Origin of the sequence: uncultured Bacteroides sp., from assembly GCF_949298305.1 — a bacterium.
GTDB lineage: Bacteria > Bacteroidota > Bacteroidia > Bacteroidales > Bacteroidaceae > Bacteroides.
Genome location: NZ_CASFWU010000007.1, coordinates 1 through 26225 on the forward strand (window position 1 = coordinate 1; position 26225 = coordinate 26225).

Genomic DNA, 26225 nt, shown 5'->3' on the forward strand with positions numbered 1-26225 from the left:
ATTATATGCTATCGTTTTGATTTTCACACTATAAAGATACATATAATAGAGCATTCTAACTAATTTTCAAGCATATTTCTTATCCAAAACTCAGGTTATAAGTAGTTTGGCGATTACTTATAGGTCGTTTCATCATAACGGCAGGAGCCACTCGGACTTTCGGATGTCCTTGCTTTCACATCGCTTAAGTCCGGGGATGGCAGATGAATTGTTTGTGTTTGATCAATGAAATTCTCCATATTTCTGCACCCCTCAGATTGCTCGCCTGGTGTTAGCCCTGACGGCCTATCTGAACCTGTATGTCTGCCTTTACAATTACCGGGCTAATCTGAACACTTTTGTGCGAAGTAATTCCTGAGGTGCAGGTCGCATCTCTGGTGAACACTTGCATTCTGTTCGGTGGAGGCTTGCATGGTTCACGCTGGACACTTGCACGGAATATGGTGGATGCTTGTATTTTCTAAGCGTTGATTATCAGTAGGGTGATATCCTTCTGTAAGAGTCTGGAGGGACTGCCTGTGCCCTTGCTGGCAAGGAACTGGTTTGGAGGTGAGATGTAAAAGCCTGAATACCGACAGCTTGGGTCGGGGGCTCATGGGAGGCACGGATTCACGCAACGTCCTGGGATGGATTGGGTGTACTCCGTGCCTGTATGGTAATGGTTAGGTGTCTGTCAGAGGAAATTCAGATGCGGTCGAGGACGGTCTTGATGAGCGTGTCGATGGTATTCTTGTAACCCGTGTTGGCTTCGTGTGCCAGACGGTTGGCTATAACCATACAAACGGTGGTTGCCTTGTGTCCAAGTAGGCGGCAGAGGCCGGCGAGGGCTGAACTCTCCATTTCAAAGTTTGTGATGCGTAAGCCTTGATACTCAAAACGCTCTATCTTTTCGTTCTGGTGTGGGTCTGCCAGTGGGATGCGGAGTTCGCGTCCCTGCGGGCCAAAGAAGCCTCCGGCAGCTATGGTGACGCCTCTTACCATATCAGTGCCGGCAATGCGTTCCACCAGCTCGGTATCAGCATCGATGACGTATGGAGCAGGGGCGCAGAGGTTGCCCGTCCATCCCATGTGGTTGAGGAAGGCACGTTCCATGCTAAGGTCGCACACGGCGTTACGTCCTGCATAGAAGTTGAGCAGGCCGTCGAAGCCGATGGATTTGGCAGAGCAGATGAACGTTCCCACGGGTGTATAGGGCTGAAGACCACCACAAGTGCCGATGCGTACTACCTGAAGTTGCCGGAGTTGGGGCTTAACTTCGCGAGTCTGGAAATCTATGTTGGCTAAGGCGTCAAGCTCGTTCATCACGATGTCTATGTTGTCACATCCGATGCCGGTTGATGTTACAGTGATGCGCTTACCCTGGTAGGTACCTGTCACGGTACGGAATTCGCGGCTTTCAACCTCGTATTCTCTGTTCTCGAAGTGGGAGGCTACGAGCGACACACGACCAGGGTCGCCCACAAGGATAACCTTGTCGGCCAGCCATTCGGGTTTCACATGCAGGTGGAAGATAGAGCCGTCTTCGTTGATGATGAGCTCGGATGAAGGAATTTGTTTTTTCATAATGGGACTGGTTTTGGAGATTAGTGAATGATGTCTGGCTAGTTAGCCGATTGATAAGTGGAAGTTAAGGAGTTAAGATGTCCAGTCGTTAAGCAGACACTTGGGGTAAGGGATATTCAATATATGCCCTAACTGATGAAAGTCGTATGCCTTCAATCGTTGTGTCCGCTTAATTGCTGACTTCTTAACTCCTGGCTTATATTTCGGTGTAATCACTTATTCAGCGGCGTGTTGCTTCCGCCCGTGGCGGGACGAGCGATGGTCTCGCGCATGGTGGTGTCGGCCTCGATGTTTTTCATGCGGTAATAGTCCATAATGCCCAGATTGCCGTTGCGAAAAGCTTCAGCCATGGCTTTGGGTACTTCGGCTTCGGCCTCTATTACTTTGGCGCGGGCTTCCTGTGCCTTGGCTTTCATTTCCTGCTCGCTGGCCACGGCCATGGCGCGGCGCTCTTCGGCCTTTGCCTGGGCAATGTTCTTGTCGGCGTTGGCCTGATCCATCTGGAGGGCGGCACCGATGTTTTTGCCTATGTCGATGTCGGCAATGTCGATGGAGAGGATTTCGAAGGCCGTACCGGCGTCAAGCCCCTTGCGAAGTACGAGCTTGGAGATGGAGTCTGGATTCTCAAGCACCGACTTGTGACTTTCGCTGGAGCCGATGGAGGAGACGATTCCTTCGCCTACGCGTGCCAGCACTGTGTCTTCGCCAGCGCCACCTACCAGTTGGCGGATATTGGCACGTACCGTGACACGCGCCTTGGCAATGAGCTGGATGCCATCCTTGGCCACGGCAGTCACGGGCGGGGTATCAATCACCTTGGGGTTGACAGACATTTGTACGGCTTCAAATACATCGCGTCCTGCCAAGTCGATGGCGGTGGCCATCTGGAAAGAAAGGTCAATGTTGGCTTTGGCTGCTGATACCAGAGCGTGTACTACTTTTTCCACGTGTCCGCCCGCCAGGTAGTGGGCTTCCAGACCGTCGCGGGTGATATTGCTCAACCCTGCTTTGTGGGCTTCTATGAGTCCAGGTACAATTACATATGGTGGCACATTGCGGATTCGCATCAGAAAGAGTTGCACCAACGAGATGTTGACGCCCGACACTTTGGCCGAGAGCCAGAGGAAGAAGGGTACGTAGTGGAAGAAGAGCACCAGAAAGATGATACCTCCCACAACGAGGAAACCGGTCAGATAGAGAGAACTTGTGTCCATGGTTTGAGATTTTAAATTTTTGAGATTATAAATTTCTGAGTTGGTTAGCCGTGTGACAACAGGGGCATACGATAGTTACTTGTTGCGCTGGACGAAGACAGTACCGTTGACAATGCGGCTGACCACGACGGGGGTCTTTTCGTCCAGGAAACCGTCGGCAGAAGTTACCTCTACCAGATTCCCCGCTATTTCAGCTTGTCCCACCAAGGCCAGACGTGTTCTGGTGATGCCTGTGTCACCCACCTTGACGTGGCGTTCGGCTGTGCGGTCGACCGTGCTCTTGATGTCTGTTTTTAGTGAGAGGCGGTCCAGGGTTTTGGAACGCATGAACCACACCAGTGAGCCTATGCAGGTCACTGCCGAGACAGCCAGTGTGACGAATCCACCTGTAAGGCCCAGATGGGTGAAGGCATAGTAATTGGCATAGACGATACAGCCGCCTGCCAGGATGCCGGCAATGCTGATGCCAGGTATGACAAAGAGTTCCACTAGAAACAGAATGGCACCAGCAATAATGAGGAGGGTGATAATAAGTATATCCATGATTGGGGCTATTTGAGGTTGGCCTTTTCCAGATTCCGTACCTTTATGGCAGTTTGTTTCAGTTCGGCGGATAGTTGTTCCATACGCTTTTCCAAATCCAAAATGCCCGGGGTCATTCGTTTTTTATCAGCATCTGTTGCACGCATGTATGCATTCCGTTGATTCTTAAGCTTATTTCCGGTCTGTTTGAAATTCCTTTCCAAACGGCGATAGACGTTGAATGTTTCTTTAGCTTCTGCCGAATGGAAATCTGTCAAGTGATAATAAATGGTTTGATCATCTATGATAAACTCAAAGTCATGTTCCTTTTTCTCAACTGACTTTTCGGTGCTCAACAATCGCAATCTTTGTCGGGCGTCAGCCACGGTATTGTTGTCTGTCCAGCTTTCACGGATTGAGTGCAGGCTTGCCAGACGTATGAGCTTATCCTTCTCGGTATGCTCGTAATCGTACACCCGCTTGGATGCATTGGGAACAAAGGTGTATATGCACACTTTTCCTTCTGGTTGATAGCGGTCTGAAGCAAACCAGCCCAAATTGTTATATTCGTCTACTACGTACATGTAGTCGTTAAAGGGTGAATTGAATGGCATACCTACATTTTCAGGGTTCAGATAGGTATCGTTGGATGTATTATAACGTGTTACAAAAATATCATATCCACCGAGCGAACCTGGTCCATCGCCTGCATAGTACACAGTGATTCCATCGCTCATCACATAAGGGTAGTTGGCATTGACACCCTCGTTTACCGCTCCTGGCAATGGGCTCTCTTTACTCCATCCGTCAGCCATTTTGCTGCGGGACAGAATGTTATAGGTGGTGTCTCCTTGAATTTTAGCATAATAGATACGGTTTCGCAGTTCGGTTTCAAACACAGTGCTTTCTTGCTCTGTCTCGTCCTTAAAATAAGCATTGTACATGAATATGTGTCCTGATTCTGGGCCGTTTCGGTAGGCACTTAGGAAATTTTTCTTGTCCACCACTATGCTGTCCACTATACATACTTCTTCTACTCCTTTCAGCAGCCTTTGTGCCTGTTTGCTTTTGGCCAGCAGAGTCTCGGCTTCGTCAGTGGGGCGTTTGCGCCGTATCAGTTCGGCAATGTATTCTTCATACACTTTGACTGCATCGTCGAATCGGTAGACATTGTGATAAGCTTGTGCCAAATAGAGTTGTCCGCTGGGGATGCGTTTTTTTACAGCTGTTTCCAAGGGTTTCACTGCTGCTGCTGGCTCTCCTGTTTTCAGGCAGCACACACCATACCACAGGCAGTAGTTTCCATTGGCAGGTTGTTGTTTAATGAATTTCTTGAAAACGGGTTTGGCTTGGTCGTACCGTCCTTCGTCATACCATTTGCGTGCTTGGGTCAGGGTTTGTCCAATGGCGGTAACGCTTGTCATCAAGGTTAGGATAATAAGGTATATCTGTTTCGTAATCACTTTCATACGTGGATAGTCTTGGTCATTTGCCTCCAAAGATACGAATTTATCGCATATTATTGCGCTTCAGAGGTGCTTTTCTTCCTCAATTCATTCTTTTGCATTACTTTTGCGGCCGCAAAACAGAACATTATGGCAGTATCTACGGAAGAACAACAGCTGATGCGCCGCATTGAGAAGAGACTCATGAAGGGCATTGTGGACTACGGACTGATAGAGGACGGAGACCACATTCTTGTAGCCCTTTCAGGCGGGAAGGATTCCTTGGCTTTATTGGAGCTATTGGCGCGTCGTGCCCGTATTTATAAGCCTCGTTTCACGCTTCATGCTGTCCATGTCGTGATGAAGAACATCTCATATCATAGTGATGAGGACTATTTGCGAGAATATGCAACGTCTTGTGGCGTTCCTTTTATGCAGGTCGAAACCTCTTTTGACCCTGTTTCCGACACCCGCAAGTCGCCTTGCTTTCTTTGTTCTTGGAACCGGCGTAAGGCTCTTTTCACTGTTGCTCAGCAGTTGGGCTGCAATAAGATTGCCTTAGGGCATCACATGGATGATATTCTGGCAACCTTGCTAATGAATCTTACTTTTCAAGGAGCTTTTTCTACCATGCCTCCCCGCTTGGTGATGAGAAAGTTTGATATGACTATTATTCGTCCCCTATGTCTGGTACACGAGGCGGATCTTCGTGAGTTGGCTCACATACGGGGCTACAAGAAGCAGGTGAAGATTTGTCCCTATGAACACTCCTCCCACCGTGCAGACATGAAGGAAGTAATGGAACTTCTGGAACAAATGAACCCTGAAGCCCGGTATAGTCTCTGGGGAAGTATGAGCAATGTGCAGCAGGAGTTGCTGCCGGCCGAAAGAGAACCGGACTTAGGCTCTACCCCTGGCCCCTATGCCAAAGAGAGAAAGGATGCGGACGGATAATCAATAACTTAAAATTCATTGACAAGAACACATGTCATGCCTTAAGGGATTGCTCACATGCCAACTTAAAAAAATAAAAACTCAAACTTATAAACTCAAAACTGATGAAAGCATTCTACACTATCCTGTTACTTGTTATCTCCAACATCTTTATGACATTTGCCTGGTACGGCCATCTCAAGCTTCAGGAAATGAAAGTCATCTCAAATTGGCCTCTTTACGCCGTTATTCTCTTTTCTTGGGCCATTGCTTTGGCCGAGTATTCCTTTCAAGTACCTGCCAACCGCATTGGATTTGTGGAGAATGGAGGCCCTTTTTCCCTGATGCAACTTAAGGTCATTCAAGAGGCCGTTACTCTCATTGTCTTTACTCTTTTCACCACAGTATTTTTTAAAGGTGAGGCCTTGCACTGGAATCACTTTGCTGCCTTCGTTTGCCTCGTCTTGGCTGTTTACTTTGTGTTTTACAAGTGACAATCGCCTTTTTCGAATTGATTCATCTAAAACGAAACGGCTGATACATATTTCGCAGCGCTATCGTGATGAGCAATCTGTGAAATATGTGTCAGCCGGTTTGGGCTTACTAAAAAACAACTAATGATGCAGTTGAGAGCCTTTTGTGTGGTCTGGTAAATACTCGTTGTACGTTTTTTTTAATGGGAAAGGGTCGCTCTACTTTGCGGCATACTGTTTCATACCAGATGTCATGTAGGTTTGATAGCGGCCTGTCGAATCTGCGTATATGAAGTAGGCGTCCAGGTCTGGGCGTGCTTCGACAAATGCCTGGGCGCTTTCCATCCCCATCACCATGAAGGCGGTTGCGTAGGCATCGGCGCTCATACAGTCGGCGGCCACAACGGTGGCCGAGAGGATGCTGTGCTGTACGGGGTAACCGGTTTGCGGGTCAATGGTGTGTGCATACTTCTTTCCGTCCCGATAGTAGTAGTTGCGGTAGTTGCCCGAGGTTGCTATACCTGCGTCAGTGATGCTGAGCACTGTTTGTAATTCTTGGTTGAGGGCCAGTGAGTCGTCTACAGGCTTATTGATACCTATACGCCAGCGTTCTCCTCGTGGATTTTGACCTTTAACCACCACTTCGCCTCCTATGTCTACCATGTAGTTCTTCACTCCTTTGCGGGCGAGCAAGGCAGCTATGGCGTCTACGGCATAGCCCTTGGCTACGGCGCTGCAGGTAAGCATGAGTTGCGGATCTTGTTTGATGATTTTACCGTCTGGGGTAAGCGTAACCTTGTGATAGCCAGTGATGAGTAGCAAACTGTCCACAGTAGACGAATCGGGGAAGGTACCTTGGCGGAATCCGAATCCCCAGGCATTGACCAGAGGTGCCACAGTGATGTCGAAAGCGCCGTGGGTCTCCTCTGATACTTCCATACTGCGGCGGAAAACACGGGTGAAGAAACTATCGACTTTGATGTCTTCGCCGCGGTTGATACGGCTGATGACGGAAGTATCGTTGAATGGCGAAAGCGAACCATCCAGACGCGCCAGTTCGCGGTCTATCTCGTCCTGCAAATTTTCAGGGTGTTGATAGGTGATGTTGTAGAGAGTGCCGAAGATACGTCCGTGATCGGCCTGATAGGGAGCCGGTTGGTTGTGGTGCGCCAATATCCAGACTGTGGCCAGCAACAGAAGGGCCACCCAGAGGAAATTACGTTGTACTTTTTTTTTATCCATAATGTTGTATTAGATGTTCGATGAGTATCTTTGTACCAATAAGTATTAGAATGACACCTCCCCAGCGTTCTGCTTTCAACCGTCGGGCGAAGCCACATCCGAAGCGGATGCCAAGTCCCAATCCGGCCATGGACAGGACAAATGAAACAAAGCCTATGATGCCTACGGGAGAAAGAATAGTCTGCCAATTCTTCATGCCTAAGAAGGCGAAAGATACACCCACGGCCAGAGCATCGATGCTGGTAGCTACGGCCAGCACTAAGACTACACGCAGGCGAGTCGGGTCGAAGTCTTGCCTACAGTCGGCTTCCTTAAATGATTCTCGCACCATGCGCCCGCCCAAGAAGGCCAAGATGGCAAAGGCTATCCAATGGTCTATATTCTCGATGAGGTGACTGAAGGTGCTGGCGCAGCCCCAGCCGATTAGAGGCATCAAAGCCTGGAAGAGTCCGAAGAAAAAGGCCATGGTCAGCATGGGACGCAAAAGAGCCCGCCTGAGCAGAATGCCACTAGCAATGGAGATAGCGAAGCAATCCATAGCCAGTCCTACGGCCAGAAGCCAGATTTCAAGTCCTGTCATAATGTCAGAAGGGGAGTTTATAGGTTATCGTATAAGTTACGCCGATAGTACTGGAACCATACTTGCCGTAACCGGGCACGTACCACGGATCACCGTATTGGCCCGTGGTGGCAGACAACTTGTATTTGAAGCGTATGGCCCAACCCATGTAAAGGCTGGGAGTGATGCGCGCTCTGAGGCCTGTGCAGACCTCAATCCACTTCATGGAGCCTTTCATACCCGGCTGGTTATAGGGCAGGCTGCCTCCCCAGATGTCGTCTTCCAGGTTGGGATTGCCCACAGTACCGCCATAGATGGGATCGTCCAGACCGATGGCTTCTATGTCGTACTTGAAATTGGTAACTCCGTAGCGCAGACCGACAGTTATCATGTGTCCATGTTTGCGCTTGTAGAGGGCGTTGTAATCCAAACCGATGCGAAAGTAGGGAGCTTGGGTCTTGTATCGGGTGCCGATGTCGCCGTCGGCATTACTCTGTGCATATCCTATTTCTGCTGTGGGCAAGAAGCGGTTGTAGAGATTGACGTTCACGCATACTTCTGCACTTAGGTTTTCGCCTCCCAACAGTTTGCTTCCCACGCCCCACAAATCCACACCGACTGATACTCCGTTATAAAGCGGATATTCCATCTCGGTGGGTTCCAGCTTCTTTGGCTCTTTCTTTTCCTTTTTTTGTTCGGGCGAATTGGCCCGATTGGCAGACGATTGAATGCTCTGCCCGAACGCAGGCAAAGAAAGCAGGCAACAGAGCAGCAGACTAATAGAACAGTTTGAGATTCTCCGTGCCATAGATGTCTGCTTCTGGGTTCGAAATGTATATGGAGTCGAGCGTGTGTCGGGTATAGGTGCAACCCGTAATCGCCTGCTTCATCTGGTATCCGCAATCCATTGAAAGGAAATAGGGAGTATTGGTGTGGCGCAAGATGATTGTATCTTCATTGCCTTCGGGATAGTGGAAAACCAGTACGGTGGAGTCCACTGTATAGCGCAGGGGCAGGCTGAGATTCTTCACCTCGGTCTGGTTATTGATGATGACGGAGTCGGTAGCGAAAGCGGTTACGGTGAGCGATGCCAGCGTGTCCTTCAGTACGTTTCCGCTCTCTGGGTCGACGGTGAACAGGTTGCAGTTCAGCATGGCACGGCCGGCCAAGGTGCAGTCGGCTTCTTCGGAACACGATGTTACTGCGTGGATGGTGGGCAGGAGAACAGTGGCCAGCATTAGAAGTCTGATGAGCTGTTTCATAATTAAATTGTTTTCTCTATTTGATACTTGTTGCGTTCGGTGGAATTGCGCGAAATCAGTTCACCCAGAAAACCTGCTACGAACAGTTGGGTGCCGATAATCATCGAGGTGAGTGACAGATAGAAATATGGAGATTCTGTCACCAGACGATAGGGCATTCCATTGTGCATGTAGTATAATTTGCTGATGCCTACGATGAGTACTGCGATGAAACCGAATACGAACATCAATGAACCCAGCAGGCCAAAAAAATGCATAGGCTTAACGCCAAAGGTGGACAGGAACCAGAGTGAGATGAGGTCCAGATATCCATTAAAGAATCGGTTCCAACCTCCAAACTTGGTCTTGCCGAACTTACGGGCCTGGTGGTGAACTACCTTTTCACCAATCTTCTTAAAGCCGGCGTTCTTGGCTAAGTAGGGGATATAGCGGTGCATTTCGCCGTAAACCTCGATGTTTTTTACCACCTCCCGACGGTAAGCTTTCAGACCGCAATTGAAGTCGTGCAGGTTCTTGATGCCTGATACTTTGCGGGCAGTGGCGTTGAAGAGTTTGGTGGGCAGAGTCTTTGAAAGGGGGTCGTAGCGTTTCTTTTTCCAACCCGAGACAAGGTCGTAGCCCTCTTCGGTAATCATGCGGTAGAGTTCAGGAATCTCATCGGGACTGTCCTGCAGGTCTGCGTCCATGGTGATGACTACATCTCCTTGCGCCTGCTCAAATCCGCAGTAGAGAGCTGGTGATTTGCCGTAGTTGCGGCGGAATTTAATACCCTTAACTTGGTTGGATTTTGCGTGCAGTTGCTCAATAATCTGCCACGAACGGTCGGTGCTTCCATCATTGACAAAGATTACTTCGTAAGTGAAGCCATTGGCTTTCATCACTCGCTCTATCCAAGCGTACAGTTCCGGAAGAGATTCTTCCTCATTATATAAAGGTACAACTACTGATATGTCCATGTGTATGCTATGTTTTTTGATATATCCTTTTATTCTATCCGTTCTTCTTATTCTTTACTCTCTGTCTGTCCGGCAACTCCTTCATTTCGTCGCCTCATGACAAACAGGGCGGTGGGTATAGCCAGTAGTGAACCGTAGAATACGTTCTGCGACAAAAGTTGAATGGTTATATCTGTCGGAGTGAGTGCCCCCATCAGGTCTATGGCTTCACTCAATTGTTCAAGATAGGTTTCGACACCTGGTAAGTCGCTGGCGCGTACGTTGGCCAGCATGGTTTGATAGGTGCTGATGATAAAACCCTGGTCAATGAAGCGGAAATAAATGTAATGAGCTATGGCGGTGAGCATGGCAGCGAACAGATAAACCAGCACAGTGAATGCCCAAGCACGCAAGAAACTGATGCTTCCTCCACAGATGCGGTCGCGGAACATCTTGACGTAGTAATAGCCCATGAATGGTACGCAGAGAGTCAAGCCTAAAAACAGCAGAAACAGGAAAGGTGTATTCAGCCCCAAGGGAAAGAATGCAAATTTCATAATCCAAAATACACCCATGTATGTACCGAGCAGCATTGCATAGCGCTGCATGTAACCTCTATTGTCTGCCATTGCGTTGCTTCTAAAGAAAGTAAATAATCGAAAGGAGGTCTACCTATATGGCCTTATTGGAGGCAGGCGGCAGACGGCCTTTCTGAAAAATAATGCCGCAAAGGTATAAAAATATTAGATGTAAAGCCTTGTATTCTTGTTAAAGTTGAAAAAACTTTTGTGATTCTATTGCGAAATTAAAAATAATACCTACCTTTGCATCCGCAAAAACGGGTAAGTCCTATACGGCCAGCTCCCTTCGAATCCTCCAGGGCTTGATCGCAGCAAAGGTAGTTGGTTGTAGCGGCGCGATATAGTAAGCTTACCCACCCGCCTCTTTAGCTCAGTTGGCCAGAGCACGTGATTTGTAATCTCGGGGGGTCGTTGGTTCGAATCCGACAAGAGGCTCAAGATAAGCAGGAAGATTCTTACGGATTTCTTTCCTGCTTTTTTTGTGTTCGGCATGTGTATGCTAATTGAGGGGTCGCAACGTAAACGGTTGAATTTTTCTGTTTGTTTTTTTGTTTGTTCTTTTGATTTGTGTGACTTTTTAACCCGTGTAACGAATGTTGTTGGTAATAATATAATGCATGAAGTTCCTAGTGCTTGGTGGTTGTACTACCACACTCTGAGCAGATGCCTTCTATTTCATCAAGCATTGACTTGCCGGAAAAACGTATGCGCGCATACCGAAGTTTTTTCTTGATACGCCAATGCCGCCAGCCGGGGATATCCGTTCCTCCGTAAATCTTAGGTGCGCCCTTATCAGTTACATTTTTTTTAATATCATTGGGGATGTATAACTATTTGACGGTAAAATAAGCTCTGTCGGCTGTTACTTGTATTCGTTTGATAGCTATTTGTAAGAACTGTGTAGAGTTAATACAGTGATTTCAGGCCAAGCTCCGAGGCGAAATGGCAATCCTACGTACCCGATGCCTATGTTGACATAAAGCGCCCGTTCTCCTTCGTAATACATTCCTGACCATTCAGGGTATTTAAGAGCTGCCAATGAGTGACCGAACAGTTCCATTTGCATGGCGTGAGTATGGCCGGACAGAGTTAGTTCTATGTCAGATTCTGGCAATACCTCGCGTCTCCAGTGTGTCGGGTTGTGGCTGAGCAGGACGCGGAACATGTTGTCTGTGCCCTTCATGGCACGTCTCAAGTCGGCGAATTGCGAAAAGGGCGGTTCGCCGTCGTTTTCCACGCCTATCAGGGCGATGCTGTCGCCGTTGTGGTGCAGAATGTCGTGTTCGTTGTTCAGCAGTTTCCAGCCCATTTCCTCCTGTTTCCTGACCAAATGGTCGATGTTGTAGATTTCGTCCTTCAGGCTTTTCCAGTGGTAGTAGGTGCCATAGTCGTGGTTGCCTAGGATGGAGTAGACGCCGTCCGGTGCGTGCAAGTGGGAGAGTGCTTCCATGAAGCCGTCCAGTTCATCGGCCCTTTGGTTTACCAGGTCGCCTGTGAAGACAATGAGGTCGGCCTGCTGCCGGTTTATCAGTTCCACCAGTTTGGCGATAACTTCGGGTTTCTCTTTCCAACTGCCGAGATGCAGATCGGAAATTTGGACAATTCGGTAGCCGTTGAATCCTTCGGGAAGGTGGGCGGAGGAGTATTCCACTTGTTTCACCTCAAAACGGGTGATACCCACTAGGGCACCGTAGAGAATGTTGAAGAAGCTGACCGTTGCCACCATCATCCCTACCAGGTTGAAAGGCGCACGCGGGCAGCGGCGGATAATCAGGTGGACGATGACGCCTGCCAGCGAGCAAATCATGAACAGTATTTTTGGGGCGGCAAACAGCAGGGTGGCCACGGCCAGGCAGCCGATGCTGTGTGAATGGTCGGACAGGACGTTGTTTCCGCTCAATCCGATGAAAAAACCGTATCCGGCGAACAGCAGGATGGTGGGAACCCAATAGGTAAAGCGGATGAGCTTGTTCTTCGTTCGTTGTATGATGTGTACGAAGTAGATGTATATATCCGGGATGAGGATGAACAGCAGCAGGGAGTATATTATTCGGTACATATATCTTTCAGTTCTTCAATATTTTTTTTGATGTTTTCCAGATGTCTGTAGATGAATCTCTTGTAGAGCAGGTAGATGAATACGGCGCCGATACCCAGAAACAGGGCGATGATGGTGGCCTGCCTGGCGGCGGACGCCAGGTAGTAGTCCATAGCCCAGTAGTCCAGGACGTAGAATGCCACAGCCCAGATGCAGATGGCTATGATTTCGTATTTGAAACATTGCCGGATGGCTGTCATGCGGCGGCTCACTTCCACAATGGGCATTTCGTCTATGCGGATTTGATGTATCCGTCGGCAGATTCTCCAGTCCCACCAGAAGCCGACCAGGATGCTGGCTCCGATGAAGATGAGCAATACCGACATTTTCTTTTGCAGCCTGTCGCTCTCGATAAAGGTGGGCAGGAGCAGGCCTGCGAGCACGAGTGCAATCAGCACGACGACTCCGGTCAGCAGTGAAATGCGCTGCAGGTTGGCCAGACGCCCCATGCTCTTGCGGGTGTTGGTCTTGTAGGCGGCTATAAGCCGCTTTATCTGCTTCTCGTCGGTCACCGCTCCTTTTTGAAGGTGTTCTTCCAAGGCGTTCCACGACTTTTTCAATTCGTCCAGTTCCATATTTTTGTCAGTCTTCTACGTTCATTTTCCTTAGTTTCTCTTTGGTGCGGCTGAGTTTGGTGGCCACGTTGGTCACCGTCAGTCCGGTGATTTCGGCAATCTCTTCATAGCTTTTCTCCTCCAGGTAGAGCAGGATGATGGATTTCTCCAGTTGTCCCAAGCGGTTGATGAGGCGGTAGAGCTTGCGCAGCATGGCTTGGGTGGCGTCCGCTTCGTCCGCGCGGTCGGCTTCACAGGTCAGGGTGACGAACTCCGGGATGTTCTTTTCTTTTCGTATGAAGCTGATGCAGGTATTCAGTACGATGCGGTAAATCCAGGTGGATATCTTGCACTCGCCGCGGAACTTGGGAAAAGCCTTCCACAGATTGATAACTGCTTCCTGATACAAGTCGTTCAAGGTAGCATGGGGAGTGGTGTACAGATAGCATACTTTGTATATGATCCGTTCATATTCCCGTATGACAGATACGAATTCCTGTTCTAAATTTTCCATGCTACTCGTCTTTTCCAACATTTGCCAGTTAGGCTCTGTATGATTGCAGGGTAGTATTTTTTGCTCACCCTCTCAATAAAAATCATTTTTTCTTTTAAAATAATCTGTTGCAATGTTACCAAAAAAATCACAAAGTAATGAGCTTATTTTATTTTTTTATTTATACTTGATAAAAGTGCATGATTAATGCCTGTTGATAGGAGATGGGGCTTATTGGGAAAGGCTGTACTTGATACAGAACAAACATTACTGTCGAATGTTGATGATTCTGCATATTTGTTCGGCTGTCCGTCGTATGTTAGTGCAGGCATTTTCCCGATTCACGGCTTGTTCCAAAGAGATAGGAAAGGGTGTTGTAGAAAAAACAGCGTGAAATCCTGCTTGGTTCAACTCTTCGGTATCTTCTATGCTGCCGGAGAGTAAAATTACTGGAATCTGTTGTCGCCGAGCCTTTGCTAAAATACCGTAAGCTGTTTTCCCCATAAGGGTTTGTCTGTCAGATTTTCCTTCTCCTGTGAATATGAAGTCTGCATCTTTGATTTGTTCTTCAAAATTGAGCATTTCAGCTATCAGGCCGAAACCTGATTTTAGTTCGCTGTTCAAGAATGCCATCATTCCTCCACCCATGCCTCCTGCTGCACCGCTTCCCGGTAGATGGGAGATACTTTTACCTGTACATTTCAATATGGTCATCGAGAGATGTCTTAATCCATTGTCCAGTTCTTCTGTCATGGCTGGGGTTGCCCCTTTCTGAGGGGCAAATACGTATGCTGCACCATTGGACCCAAAGAATGGATTGTGTACATCACACGCACCTGTAAAATGAGCAGAAAATAGCGATGGAAGTGCGGATGAAGTATCGATGAAGTCTATATTTTTCATCATTTTGCCGTTGATGGCCGTATCCAAGCCTAATTCCATTTTATTTTTGCTGAAAAAGCGGAATCCTAAGGCTTGCAGCATTCCCATGCCTGCATCGTTGGTGGCACTACCCCCCAGTCCTATGATGAAGCGGGTGCATCCTTTTTCAAGTGCATCCCGTATCAGTTCGCCGGTGCCATAGCTGGTAGTCAGCAGTGGGTTACGTTTTTCAGGCGGGAGGAGGGGCAACCCGCTGACGGCTGCCATTTCGATGAATGCTGTTTTTTCATCCGCAGCAATCCCGTATCTGGTATCAATGATTTCCATAATCGGATTATGGGCCCGGATTGGAATATATCGGCCTTCTGTGGCCGAGACCAGCGCATCCAACATTCCTTCTCCGCCATCCGCTACGGGCAGGCAGACAGTTTCACAGAAGGGAAAGATCCGACGGATACCTTGTGCTGCAGCCTCTTCTGCTTCTCTGGAACTGAGGCATCCTTTATAGGAATCGATGGCTAGAACTATTTTTTTCATTTTCTATCTTGGTGTGTAGTGGTTATAATGATATGGACAAAGATAGTATTTTGTTTTGATAGGACGTTTATTGTAGAAATGTGAACCTGATTTGTGGGTTAATTTTATTCTGATAATCATATTTTTTAACCGAATAGTTCTTAAAACGTCCATTTTAGTGGGTTTATGGTAAAATAACGTTTTAATTTGTCTTAAAAAGACTCTATTTTTGTCACTGTAATAATCAAAATACAAACGTTATGAAAAAGTTATTTTTAGTAGTATTGTTGGCAATGGTATCAACAGTTACTTTTGCCCAGATTTCTTGGAATGTACAAGCAGGTGTTAACATGAGTAATTTGAGTAACATCGAAGATTCAAAGATGAAGTTTGGTTATCAAGTTGGTGTAGGTATGGAATATGCCATTGATGACATGTGGTCTATCCGTCCTTCTCTGCAATTCATTACGAAAGGTGCAAAGGCTGATTATTCAGAGGAGGGAGCAAGTGTTGAAAGTTCTATGAATCCGATGTATCTTCAGTTGCCGGTTATGGCCGCTGCCGGATTTAATATTTCGGATAATATGAAGGTCGTTGTAAAGGCTGGCCCTTATTTCGCATTTGGTATTGGTGGCAAGAGCAAAGATTCTTATTCTTATGAAGGTGTATCGCAGGAAGAGGAATATGACATCTTTGGTGATGACGGTGCAAAACGCTTTGACTTTGGTTTAGGAGTTGGTGCAGCTCTTGAATTTGGAAAGATGTTTGTAGGACTTGATGGCTTGTTCGGTCTTACAAAAATGTATGATGGTGACGGAGCACCCAAAAACACTACAATTGCTTTGTCTGTAGGTTATAAATTCTAATTGGGTATGGTGTAAGAAAGGAGAAGCTTGCCTTTCTTCTCTTTTACCAAATTATGATTTGTAGTTCGAACCTTATCGACGATGAGAAACGGACTGAAATAATTTATAGCCCGTGAGGGGTTCTACTTTTGAATACTGTGTTTTACAGAGACTGTCCCAAATTTAATTTGAGACAGTCTCTATTTTTTAAGGTTTTTTTTAAAGTTTCTCTCCTGTAATCAAAGTCTGTACGATGCGTTCAGCTGTCCGTCCGTCCCAACGGTCGGGTAGTGTGGCATGTTTCCATTCGCCGTGCAGTAATTTATCCAGTGAGGCGGAGAGTGCGAACAGGTTTTCACCTACCAGCTCGTTGGTGCCGATGCGCCATGTTTCGGGATGTTCGGCGTAGGTGTTCAGGGTGATGCAGGGAACGTCGAGGAAGGTGGCCTCTTCCGCAATATTGCCCGAATCTGTCACAATGCCTTTGGCCTGATTAATCAGAAAACCAAAGTGCAGGTAGCTTTGCGGCGGCAGGATGTGCAGGTTGGGGGCTTCAAACTCCAGTGCCTTGATGGCTTTTTCTACGTATGGATGCAACGGCGCCACGACAGGCATCCCATTCGCTTTTTCCAGTACGGTCTGAACCAGCGAGTGCAGTACAGCTTTCTTTTCCAAAAGATCGTGGCGGTTGAGAGTGAGAAGCAGGTAGTTGCCTTTTTTCAGTCCCATGGTAGAGAACCATACGGGTTGCAGGAAGCGGTGGCGGTTGAAGCGGATGGTGTCTATCAGAATATTGCCCACATAGTGGATGTAGTCGGGTATCATGCCTTCCTGATTCAGGTTGCGGTTGGCTACCATGCCCGCCGTGAACAGGTAGTCGGAGATGGCATCTACGATGGTGCGGTTCACTTCGCGTGGCATGTTCATGTCAAACGAGCGTGTACCTGCAATGACGTGTGCCACTTTCAGTCCCCGTTTCTTGGCCACGATGGAGCAACTCATGGTGGCAGTCAGGTCATCCACAACCAGTATTATCTGCGCAGGGTGTGCATCCAGCTCTTTTTCAAAGGCCAGCATGATGGCGGCGGCCACTTCGGAGTGGTTGTGTCCGCTCACTCCCAGATAAGCATCGGGTTTTCTCATGGCCAGATCCGAGAAGAGGGAGGCTTCCAGACTGTTGTCATTCTGCAGTCCGGTATAGACAACTCGGTAAGACAGATTTTTTCCACGTTCTTTGGCTGCGTCAATGGCGCGGCAGAGTGGGGCAATTTTCATGAAATTGGGACGTGCACCCGCTACAATAGTTATTTTCATGTTTGGTCAGAAATGAAAAATGATGAGACAAAAATACGTTTTCTTAGGGAAATTATTTGTTACTTTGCTGATAAAAATGTTTTTGTGCTCCTGAGTTTTTGAGTTTTTAAGTTTTTAAGTTGAAGTAAGGCACAGACTTATGAGCCCATAAACACAAAAACTAAAGAACTAAAAAACTCAATAACTAAAGAGCTTAAAAACTCAGAAACTCAAAAACTCAAGAACTCAAAAACTTAAAACTCAAATTCTTATGCCAACATTCGTTCAAATACTTGATTTTGTGGGCACCTTCGCCTTTGCCATCAGTGGTATCCGTCTGGCTTCGGCCAAGCGCTTTGACTGGTTTGGGGCATATGTTGTGGGTTTCGTGACGGCCATCGGAGGTGGTACCGTGCGTGATTTGTTGCTCGATGTCACTCCGGGCTGGATGACGGACCCCATTTATCTGATATGTACCGGTTTGGCTTTGTTGTGGGTAATTTTGTTCGGAAAGCATCTGATTCACCTGAACAACACGTTTTTCATCTTCGACAGCATCGGCCTGGCTTTGTTTACTGTGGTTGGTGTGGAAAAGAGTGTTGCGTTGGGTTATCCGTTTTGGGTGGCTATCATTATGGGTAGCATTACCGGAGCGGCGGGCGGTGTCTTTCGCGACGTGTTCATCAACGAGATTCCGCTCATTTTCCGCAAGGAAATCTATGCGGTGGCCTGTGTGGTGGGCGGTACAGTCTATTGGCTTTGCAACCTGCTGGGGATGGAGGCCTACGTATGTCAGCTGACAGGAGGCATGTCGGTCTTCCTGGCCCGCATCCTGGCGGTGAAGTACAAAATCTGTCTGCCCATTCTTTCGGGTGCCGGCAGTGAAGAGGCAAAGGAAGGGCGGCAGGACTGACGCCGAGTATATGATAGGATAGAGATTTACGGACGCGGATAGCGGGGACTTCTTGTCGCGCTATTCGCGTTTGTTGTGTCTGGTGGCGGTGGACGTTTGCAGTCCGTTCGGTGGATGCTTGCACGGCCCGCGGTGGATGCTTGCATGGCCCGCGGTGAATGCTTGCATGGCTCGCGGTGAATGCTTGCACGGTCTGGTGGGGTATTGCAGCCTTCTGAAAATAGTTCAGGCACGGAATTACATGGAGTTCCATAGGGCTTACTCCGTGTCAATCCGTGCCTGAATTAGGTTGGGATGTCTGGGGCATCCTCCCCTTGGATTAGAACAACGTGTCTTTCGTGTTGAACAGCTTGCGTTCGTTCACTCTTACGACTTTGCCGTACTTTTCCAGCTTTTTCACGTCGATGTCTTTGGGGTTACCCATGATGCCTATGCAGTAGGGTTTGCCTTTGATGTTCTCTTCGTAGAACTTCACGATGTCGTCGAAGGTAAGTGCATCAATCTTGGGCAGGTTCTCCTTGGCTGGGTCATCCGTATAGCCGATGCGTTCAAGGGCGTCAATCGTTTCCGCCTTGTTGCGGAAGGACGGGTGAGTGGTCAGCGCCTCTTGCCGCATGTAACTCTTGATGTTGTCTATGCGCTCGGCGTTTTTAGGCATATCCGTTACCAGTCCCATGAATACGTCCAGCGCATCGTTGGCCTTGTCGTTTTGCGTACCGATGTTGCCGAACAGATAGGTCGGGTTGCCGGGCAGGGCCGGAGTTCCGATGTAGGCTCCTGCGGAGTAGGCCATGGAACGCTTTTCGCGGATTTCGTTCATCACCAGTCCGTTGAATCCGCCCGAGAAGTATTGGTTGAAGGCATCGCGAAGCACGTCGTCCTTCTTGTCATAATTGCCTATGGGCATGAAGAACCAGATTTGAGCCTGTTCGGCATCCGAGTTGGGCAGGAAATAGACGGTATTCTCCGTAACGGGTGCCAGAGGCTTGTCTTGAGGCGAAGTGGACGGCTTTTCGTTGGCTACAAGCGGCAGGTTCTGGCTCAAAATGGTGTAGGCGTTGTCGAAGGGCATGGTGCCGCAATAGAAGATTTCGGCTTCGTAGTTAGCGGCGCGGTTAATGTCGCCGGTCAGTTCGGAGATGGACAGTTCATAGATTTCCTTGTCTGTCAGTTCGTCTATGTAGCTTGACTTGTCCTGGTAGACCATGTATTGCATGAGGGCGTTGGACAGGGTGTTTACATTGTCTTTGCGCTGCTGGCGTGCGCCCAAAAGCGACCCCTTGATACGTGCCAGCTGCTTTTCGTCCAACTGCGGCATCAGTATCTGGCGCGACAGCAGCTGGCAGGCTTGCGGCAAGGTTTCTTCATAGCCTTCCATGGTGATGTAAAGGTAATTGTCGCTGGCGCTCACGCTGCAGGTTGCGTTCAGCTTGCTCAGTTCCTCCTTCAGTTGCTGGGGTTCGTAGGCGCCCATGACGCCTGCGTCATTCATCAGCTGTGCGGCGATGCCCAGCTTAGGGAACTCGCGTTCACCCACGCCGTATCTCAAGGTAAGGCTGAATACGTTGTTTTCGGGGTTGGTGGAATAATACATTTTGGAGCGGTCATTCAGCTGCTTGGTCTGTACGTCGGCAAAGTTGATGAACTTCTCTTCTACCTGGCCGATGGGCAGGTTCTTGAACTGCATGGCATAGAGTGACTGCTTGCCTACGGGCGGCTCGATGGGCTTATATCCCGGTTTCTTGATTTTAGCATCTTTGTCCAGTTTCCCTTTTTCTATATAGATGGCCAGATAGTTGTCCGTCAGGTATTGTTTGGCCACCCGCTTGATGTCGTCGATGGTGATGGCCATGATTTCGTCCTTGTAGTTGAGCACTTTGCCCAGATCTTCTTCGTTGACGAAGGCATCCATCAGAATCATGGCCTTGTTGGTGTTCGATTCCATCATCAGGTCGTAGTCACGGCACATGTTGGTCTTGATGGCATCAATCTGCCAGTTCTCAAATTCGCCGTTGGCAATCTTTTCGATGGCTTCCAAAGCTTTCTTTTCGGCACTTTTGTTCGATTCGAAGCGGCGCTGGTTCTCGTCGTAGAGAGGGATGGCATACACCATGTTACGTCCCTGTTCGCGGCGGAAGTCGGTGCTGGCACCGCAGCTGGTCAGTTCACCGTCCAGGGTCAGCTTGTCCAGTGTGCCGGTGTTGCTGTTGTTGTGCAGCAGCGACATGGCTATCTCAAGCGGCTTCTCGTCAGGATGTCCCGAGGGTACTCCCTTGTAGGCCAGGCAGACCATGGGGTAGTAGCCTACCTTCGCAGTATATTGCTTGCGGCCTTTTATGTCGAGGTCGGGGTAAGTCTTGCGTTCGGGGGTGGGGCGTTTGGGCAGGCGTCCGAAGGTGGCGTTGATACGTCCGCTCACCTGTTGGGCGTTGACGTTGCCAACCAGGATGAGTACCATGTTTTCGGGCGTGTACCAGTTGTTGTAGAATTCAATCAGCTTGCTCAGACGCGGGTTCTTCAGGTGCTCGGGCAGGCCGATGATGGGGCGTGCGTAAGGGTGTCCTTCAAACGCCTTGCTGGAGATGAATTCGTTTTGTACGCTGTTTGGGTCGTCCTGATACATGTTGTATTCTTCGTACACGCTCTCCAACTCTGTCTGGAAAGTGCGGAAGACGGGGTTAATCATACGTTGCGAGTAAATTTCCAGCCATTTGTTGATTTGGTATGGAGGAAACGAGTTGTGGTAGAAAGTGACGTCGTAGCTGGTTCCTGCGTTCAGTCCCTTTCCTCCCATGCTTTCTATCAGATTCATGAATTCGTTGGATACGCTGATTTTTCCCGCTTCGATGGTCAGGTCGTTGATTTCCTTTCCGATGGCTTCTTTTTTGAGGGGGTCAGCTTCTTCGGCCATTTCGTCATACTTGGCGATAATCTGTTCATAGATGGGTTTTTCTTTTTCCCAGTCCAAGGCTCCGATTTTGTCCGTTCCCTTAAACATGACGTGCTCCAGATAATGGGCCAGGCCGGTATATTCGGCAGGGTCGTTGACCGAACCTGTGCGGCATGCCACGATGCCAAACACGTCCGATTTACTGTTGTCTTCCCATATATATACGGAAAGGCCGTTCTTCAGCTTGAATGCTTTCAGGCCTTGTGCCGAGGCGGGTAATGCCAGGAACACAAGAGCCAGCAGAACGATTGACTTTAAATTGAGTAGTCTCATAATAAATGTGTTTTTATAAAAATAGTGTTTTCTTAGTTTGTGGGCAAAGCTATGAAAAAATCACAGAACGGCTACGATAATTTCGGAAAAAAGTGGCGGGCCCGAATGGAAAAGAACGCTGCAAGGAAGGTGGTGCTGACAATATGATATATAACATATCTTTCGGGCCAAAGAAAGCTCCCTGTTTGTTGTCGATATGTCAGAACAATCTGCTATATTTGTCTATTGCAAGTTAACCGAACAAATAATACTTCAATTCCTTAGACATTATGAAAAAAGAAATCAAATTCAGTCTTGTCTATCGTGACATGTGGCAGTCTTCCGGCAAATATCAGCCGCGGGTGGATCAGTTGGTCCGCATTGCTCCAGTGATTGTAGAAATGGGATGTTTCGCCCGCGTGGAGACCAATGGCGGTGCTTTCGAGCAGGTGAATCTCCTTTATGGCGAAAACCCAAACAAGGCCGTCCGTGCGTTTACCAAGCCCTTCAATGAAGCGGGCATACAGACTCACATGCTTGACCGCGGGCTGAATGCCTTGCGCATGTATCCCGTGCCGGCCGATGTGCGCCGACTGATGTATAAGGTAAAGCATGCCCAGGGCGTGGACATCACCCGAATATTCTGCGGACTCAACGAGACGCGCAACATCATTCCCTCCATCCGCTATGCGCTCGAGGCGGGCATGATTCCCCAGGCTACTCTTTGCATTACCCATTCACCTGTCCATACAGTTGAGTATTATACGGGTATCGCCGACCAGCTGGTCGAGGCGGGTGCACCCGAAATCTGTCTGAAAGACATGGCCGGTATAGGCCGTCCGGGCATGTTGGGGCAGCTGACCAAGGCCATTAAGGAACGCCATCCCGAGGTCCTTATCCAATATCACGGCCATAGTGGGCCGGGCCTTTCCATGGCTTCCATCCTAGAGGTGTGCGAGAATGGGGCCGACATCATTGACGTGGCCATGGAGCCTCTGTCGTGGGGCAAGGTGCATCCCGACGTTATCTCCGTCCAGGCCATGCTGCGCGACAAGGGCTTCCAGGTGCCCGACATCAATATGAAGGCCTACATGAAAGCCCGCTCGCTGACACAGGAGTTCATCGACGACTTTCTGGGTTACTTCATGGATCCCACCAACAAGCACACTTCGTCCCTGCTGCTCAAGTGCGGACTGCCCGGCGGCATGATGGGTTCCATGATGGCCGACCTGAAAGGCGTTCATGCAGGCATCAACCTGATACTGAAGGGAAAAGGAAAATCAGAAATGAGCATTGACGACCTGCTGGTGATGCTCTTTGACGAAGTAGAATACGTGTGGCCCAAGCTGGGGTATCCTCCACTGGTCACTCCGTTCAGCCAGTACGTGAAGAATGTGGCATTGATGAATGTCATGTCGCTGGTCAAGGGTGAGGGACGCTGGACGATGATAGACAACAACACCTGGGGTATGATTCTGGGCAAGAGCGGACGCCTGCCCGGTAAGCTGGATGACGAGATTGTGGAGTTGGCACGGCAGAACAACTACGAGTTTACCGAGGCCGATCCGCAATCCTATTACCCCGATCAGCTGGACGAATACCGCAAGGAAATGAAGGAGAATGGCTGGGAGACAGGCGAGGACGACGAGGAACTTTTCGAGCTGGCCATGCACGACCGCCAGTATCGCGACTATAAGTCGGGGGTTGCCAAGAAACGTTTCGAGGCCGACCTTCAGCGCGCCAAGGAGGCAGCTTTGTTAGGCAAGGGATTCTCCGAAGAAGACGTAAAGAAACTGAAACGAGCCAAAGCCGAACCCATCATGGCTCCCGTGAGAGGACGCATTATTTGGGAGCTGGACGTGGAAACTCCCTCTATGCCGCCTGCCGTTGGCCACAAGTACGAGCCCGAAGACACTTTCTGCTACATTACCACTCCTTGGGGTAGTCATGACAAGGTGACGGCTAATTTCAGCGGACGCATTATCGAGGTATGTGCCAAGCAGGGCGCACTGGTCAATAAGGGCGATGTCCTGGCCTACATCGAAAGGGGTGAGGAGCCGGCATAGTGGCCCGATCTTCGCGATTTTTCCCACGTACCGTTTCCACCGTGGCGGCCGGCGAGGTAATTCATACCTTTCACGGCACAGAGGTTCATGAAGAGGAAATAATAGGGGATAAACAGAAATCGGTTCTTAATCCGTTTCCTTGCCAGATGCCGTCCCCGAGCCGCCATGAGGTAAAACAGCAGTTGCCCGGTCCACAAGAGGGTGTAAAGAACTGTTCCCTCCGTGCCGAAAATAAGAATGGCGTTCAGGGGAAGCAGGGCAAGCAGCAGGAGAGGAGCCGGAAACCAGCGCAACACGCGGTGGGAGATGTATTGCAGGCTGAAGACGCCGTAGCGCAGGGGATTCATCAGTTTCCGCAGGCGCCACACGGCCTGCAGGCCTCCCGCTGCAATCCGTACCTTGCGTTTTGCTTCCTCGTGCATGTCGGCCGAGCCTGTTTCTGTGGCGTAGGCATCGGCGCAGTAGGCGGTCTTGTAGCCGCGTGTTACTGTGCGTAGCGACAATGTGAAGTCGTCGAGCAGCGTGTCTTCGGGCAGCTGTTCGTACAGTTCTCTGCGGATGGCAAACAGTTCGCCTGCCGCTCCAACAGCCGAGTACAGGCGTCCGTCGAGGTCCTTGAGATACGACTCGTATTTCCAGTAGATGCCTTCTCCGCCATTGGCTGCGTCGGCCTTGTCCGAAGCCTCTATACGTTTTTCGCCCGCTACGCATCCCACTTCGGGCGTTTCGAGCATTTCTACCATCCGACGCAATGCCTCTGGATTGAGGTTCGTATTGGCGTCCGTAAAGACTACGATAGGAGTCTTCACGTATTCCATGCCGCGGTTCATGGCCGCTGTCTTGCCACGTCTTTCTGACTGGTGGACCACGATAGCTTCTTTCCATCGTGCCAGGCGTGTCAGGGTACCGTCGTCGCTGCCATCTGTCACCCATAGGATGTGCAGCTTCTCCGCCGGATAGTCCAGACGGAGGCAGTTGTCCATTTTCTCGTCTACGGCGTCTTCTTCATTATAGGCCGTGATGAACAGGGTGAGGTGGGGGAGTTCGGCTTCAGCGAGGGCGGGACGAGCCTTTTGCGGGCAGAAAAACTCTTTGATGCCCACCAGCAGGTGCAACAGCAGCCCATAGCCTATGTACGTGTAGAAGAGGACGGACAGGCTGAGCCAAAATAACAGTTCGAGCGTTTTCATGAAAATGGGGGGGGTAGCAGGTTGTTGTTATAGGAAGTTATCACTTCGTTGAAGTTAGAGCCGATAGGGGCGTAAAAGAAGAACAGACTGTTGCAAGTTCTATCGGCCTTTAACTTCCAATCCTGCTTCCGGGTGATGATTCTCTTTAATTTCTTCAGGTTAGGCTTGGCCGATTTCCATTCGGCCAAACCGAAACCCGACTAAAATGCCTCTGTCATGTTGAAGTAGAACAGCGTCTGGTTGTTGACCGTGTTCTTGCCCAAATCCAGACGTACGTTCATCCGTGGCTGTACCTCGATACGCAGTCCAACACCGTAGTTGGGCAACACGCCTTCTATCTTACCCATGGTGGGCCCCATGAATCCGCACCCTGTCCATGCTACGAAGCCCAGGTGGTGAATCATGCGTTTCAGCCACGTGCTGCGGTCGGTGTTGAACATCTGGCGGTACTCGGCCATTACCACGTGCGACGAATTGTCGCGATACTGCCCCATGTAGTATCCCCGCAGGTCGAAGGGAGTCCCCGTCAGGGCATATTGGGTCAAGGGTACGTCGCCGAAGACGTTTTTCGTCTGTGCCGTCCAGGCCAGCACCTTTCGGTTGCCGAGCGATTTATACTGGCGGTAGTCTATCTCCAGACGGTAGAAGTTCTGCTGGCTGCCTATGATTTTGGAGTAGGCCATGCCGCGTACGTCCAGATAGACTCCTTTGTAGGCGTTGGCCGGTACGTCGCGGCTGTCGTATGTCAGCAGGAAGCCGATGCCCGAGCTGAATCTTTTGTAGCCCTCCTCCGTGCCGCCTGCTGCCTTGTATGAAGGTTCATTCACCAGGTCTCTTGCCGGGTCGGTCAGGTGGTCGTAGTTGATGTCAATCTGTGGGCCGGCAAAGAAGTTGCTCTCGCCCAGACGGAACAGGAACCAGGGATTCACCTGCACGCCACTGTACCGGTACTGGCTGGTCGTGTCGCTCCGTACGTAGTCGCGGTTGGTGCTGTAGCCCAGACCATAGAAGTTTTCCTGCGTGTTCTTGTAGGAGAATTTGCCGAACAGGCGAAAACGGTCACCTTTGAAGAACAGTTGCGGTTTGGAGAAAAGGTTGATGCCTCCGTTGAACATGAAGGCAATGGCCACTGGCACTACCGAGCGCCGCAGTGTGGTGTCGGCCGGATTCATGCTGAAAGTCAGCAGACCGCTTCCACCCACTACCAGTCCGAAGTCTGGCGTATAGCTGGGGCCGCCCAATATGTTGTAGTGCAGGTTCCTTTGCTTGATTTTCTCTTGATGAAGGCTTGTGGCAGATGCCGTCTGCGTGGAGTCTGTATGTGAGGAAAGCCGGGCTTCTTGAGCGGAAAGGTTGGCAGTCAGCAGCAGGAAAAGTAGAATATATCGTATATTTTGTTTCATAATCGTTTGAATTGCGGTGCAAAGAAAACTATTTAAGACGA

Annotated in this window: 23 protein-coding genes and 1 tRNA gene; 6 read left to right on the forward strand and 18 right to left on the reverse strand. The window is 49.4% G+C overall.

The features are described 5' to 3' along the window. Window positions 1-684: 684 nt before the first annotated feature. The 4 genes from Q1Y74_RS01660 to Q1Y74_RS01675 form a co-directional block, all read right to left on the reverse strand. A complete protein-coding gene (locus Q1Y74_RS01660; protein WP_300811965.1) occupies window positions 685-1563 on the reverse strand; it encodes a nucleoside phosphorylase in 879 nt (292 codons plus the stop codon). Between the two features lie 212 nt (window positions 1564-1775). Then, entirely contained in the window at window positions 1776-2777 is a 1002-nt protein-coding gene (gene floA, locus Q1Y74_RS01665) for a flotillin-like protein FloA (protein WP_300811966.1), read from the reverse strand. Between the two features lie 75 nt (window positions 2778-2852). Then, window positions 2853-3320 (reverse strand): NfeD family protein, encoded by a 468-nt coding sequence (locus Q1Y74_RS01670; protein ID WP_300811967.1) that lies wholly within the window; start codon window positions 3318-3320, stop codon window positions 2853-2855. An 8-nt stretch (window positions 3321-3328) separates the two neighbouring features. Continuing rightward, a complete protein-coding gene (locus Q1Y74_RS01675; protein ID WP_300812011.1) occupies window positions 3329-4759 on the reverse strand; it encodes a tetratricopeptide repeat protein in 1431 nt (476 codons plus the stop codon). Between the two features lie 135 nt (window positions 4760-4894). Here Q1Y74_RS01675 and Q1Y74_RS01680 point away from each other — a divergent pair, with 135 nt between their 5' ends. After that, entirely contained in the window at window positions 4895-5698 is an 804-nt protein-coding gene (locus Q1Y74_RS01680) for an ATP-binding protein (RefSeq protein ID WP_300811968.1), read from the forward strand. Window positions 5699-5802: 104 nt separating this feature from the next. Further along, window positions 5803-6171: a DMT family protein gene (locus Q1Y74_RS01685; protein WP_300811969.1), complete on the forward strand. Its 369-nt coding sequence runs from the start codon at window positions 5803-5805 to the stop codon at window positions 6169-6171. A gap of 198 nt (window positions 6172-6369) precedes the next feature. Here the strand turns inward: Q1Y74_RS01685 and Q1Y74_RS01690 are convergent, their stop codons facing one another. From Q1Y74_RS01690 to Q1Y74_RS01715, 6 genes are read right to left on the reverse strand one after another with little or no spacing between them, the layout of a single operon-like run. After that, window positions 6370-7392, reverse strand: a complete 1023-nt coding sequence (locus Q1Y74_RS01690) for an FAD:protein FMN transferase (RefSeq protein WP_300811971.1) — start codon at window positions 7390-7392, stop codon at window positions 6370-6372. Beyond that, the gene (locus Q1Y74_RS01695) at window positions 7385-7972 is read right to left on the reverse strand and encodes a manganese efflux pump MntP family protein (protein ID WP_300811972.1); all 588 of its coding nucleotides are present in this window, start codon (window positions 7970-7972) and stop codon (window positions 7385-7387) included. Before Q1Y74_RS01695 ends, Q1Y74_RS01690 begins: the two co-directional genes overlap by 8 nt. Before the next feature lie 4 nt (window positions 7973-7976). Beyond that, complete coding sequence (locus Q1Y74_RS01700; RefSeq protein ID WP_300811973.1) at window positions 7977-8759, reverse strand: DUF6048 family protein; 783 nt, start codon at window positions 8757-8759, stop codon at window positions 7977-7979. Further along, window positions 8728-9213, reverse strand: coding sequence for a DUF6452 family protein (locus Q1Y74_RS01705; RefSeq protein WP_300811974.1), 486 nt, complete (start codon window positions 9211-9213; stop codon window positions 8728-8730). The genes Q1Y74_RS01700 and Q1Y74_RS01705 overlap by 32 nt, the downstream gene beginning before the upstream one ends. A 2-nt stretch (window positions 9214-9215) precedes the next feature. Continuing rightward, complete coding sequence (locus Q1Y74_RS01710; RefSeq protein WP_300811975.1) at window positions 9216-10169, reverse strand: glycosyltransferase family 2 protein; 954 nt, start codon at window positions 10167-10169, stop codon at window positions 9216-9218. A 47-nt stretch (window positions 10170-10216) separates the two neighbouring features. Beyond that, window positions 10217-10777 carry a DUF4199 domain-containing protein gene (locus tag Q1Y74_RS01715; protein WP_300811976.1) on the reverse strand — a complete coding sequence of 187 codons (561 nt, stop codon included), beginning with the start codon at window positions 10775-10777 and terminating at the stop codon, window positions 10217-10219. Between the two features lie 311 nt (window positions 10778-11088). On the opposite strand from Q1Y74_RS01715, the gene Q1Y74_RS01720 reads away from it, so the two are divergent. After that, a tRNA-Thr gene (locus Q1Y74_RS01720) sits at window positions 11089-11164 on the forward strand. Window positions 11165-11612: 448 nt separating this feature from the next. Here the strand turns inward: Q1Y74_RS01720 and Q1Y74_RS01725 are convergent. The 4 genes from Q1Y74_RS01725 to Q1Y74_RS01740 all read right to left on the reverse strand — a co-directional run bounded on the left by Q1Y74_RS01725 (window position 11613) and on the right by Q1Y74_RS01740 (window position 15293). Beyond that, a complete protein-coding gene (locus Q1Y74_RS01725) occupies window positions 11613-12788 on the reverse strand; it encodes a metallophosphoesterase (RefSeq protein WP_300811977.1) in 1176 nt (391 codons plus the stop codon). Then, window positions 12776-13402 (reverse strand): hypothetical protein, encoded by a 627-nt coding sequence (locus Q1Y74_RS01730; RefSeq protein WP_300811978.1) that lies wholly within the window; start codon window positions 13400-13402, stop codon window positions 12776-12778. Before Q1Y74_RS01730 ends, Q1Y74_RS01725 begins: the two co-directional genes overlap by 13 nt. A gap of 7 nt (window positions 13403-13409) precedes the next feature. After that, the gene (locus Q1Y74_RS01735; RefSeq protein WP_300811979.1) at window positions 13410-13895 is read right to left on the reverse strand and encodes a sigma-70 family RNA polymerase sigma factor; all 486 of its coding nucleotides are present in this window, start codon (window positions 13893-13895) and stop codon (window positions 13410-13412) included. Window positions 13896-14141: 246 nt separating this feature from the next. Beyond that, window positions 14142-15293 carry a glycerate kinase gene (locus tag Q1Y74_RS01740; protein ID WP_300811980.1) on the reverse strand — a complete coding sequence of 384 codons (1152 nt, stop codon included), beginning with the start codon at window positions 15291-15293 and terminating at the stop codon, window positions 14142-14144. Between the two features lie 239 nt (window positions 15294-15532). Here Q1Y74_RS01740 and Q1Y74_RS01745 point away from each other — a divergent pair, with 239 nt between their 5' ends. Further along, window positions 15533-16138, forward strand: a complete 606-nt coding sequence (locus Q1Y74_RS01745; RefSeq protein ID WP_300811981.1) for a porin family protein — start codon at window positions 15533-15535, stop codon at window positions 16136-16138. Between the two features lie 198 nt (window positions 16139-16336). Here the strand turns inward: Q1Y74_RS01745 and Q1Y74_RS01750 are convergent, their stop codons facing one another. Further along, window positions 16337-17431, reverse strand: a complete 1095-nt coding sequence (locus Q1Y74_RS01750) for a UDP-N-acetyl glucosamine 2-epimerase (protein WP_300811983.1) — start codon at window positions 17429-17431, stop codon at window positions 16337-16339. Between the two features lie 250 nt (window positions 17432-17681). Between Q1Y74_RS01750 and Q1Y74_RS01755 the strand changes: the two genes are divergently transcribed. Further along, window positions 17682-18323, forward strand: coding sequence for a trimeric intracellular cation channel family protein (locus Q1Y74_RS01755; RefSeq protein ID WP_300811984.1), 642 nt, complete (start codon window positions 17682-17684; stop codon window positions 18321-18323). A gap of 319 nt (window positions 18324-18642) precedes the next feature. Here Q1Y74_RS01755 and Q1Y74_RS01760 read toward each other — a convergent pair whose 3' ends face one another. Continuing rightward, a complete protein-coding gene (locus Q1Y74_RS01760; RefSeq protein ID WP_300811985.1) occupies window positions 18643-21546 on the reverse strand; it encodes a M16 family metallopeptidase in 2904 nt (967 codons plus the stop codon). A 269-nt stretch (window positions 21547-21815) separates the two neighbouring features. Here Q1Y74_RS01760 and Q1Y74_RS01765 point away from each other — a divergent pair, with 269 nt between their 5' ends. Next, the gene (locus Q1Y74_RS01765) at window positions 21816-23591 is read left to right on the forward strand and encodes a biotin/lipoyl-binding protein (RefSeq protein WP_300811987.1); all 1776 of its coding nucleotides are present in this window, start codon (window positions 21816-21818) and stop codon (window positions 23589-23591) included. Here the strand turns inward: Q1Y74_RS01765 and Q1Y74_RS01770 are convergent. Both Q1Y74_RS01770 and Q1Y74_RS01775 read right to left on the reverse strand, forming a co-directional pair. Further along, the gene (locus Q1Y74_RS01770) at window positions 23561-24781 is read right to left on the reverse strand and encodes a glycosyltransferase family 2 protein (RefSeq protein ID WP_300811988.1); all 1221 of its coding nucleotides are present in this window, start codon (window positions 24779-24781) and stop codon (window positions 23561-23563) included. The two genes, Q1Y74_RS01765 and Q1Y74_RS01770, sit on opposite strands and share 31 nt — an antisense overlap. A 200-nt stretch (window positions 24782-24981) precedes the next feature. Next, window positions 24982-26184, reverse strand: coding sequence for a BamA/TamA family outer membrane protein (locus tag Q1Y74_RS01775; protein WP_300811989.1), 1203 nt, complete (start codon window positions 26182-26184; stop codon window positions 24982-24984). Between the last annotated feature and the right edge of the window lie 41 nt (window positions 26185-26225).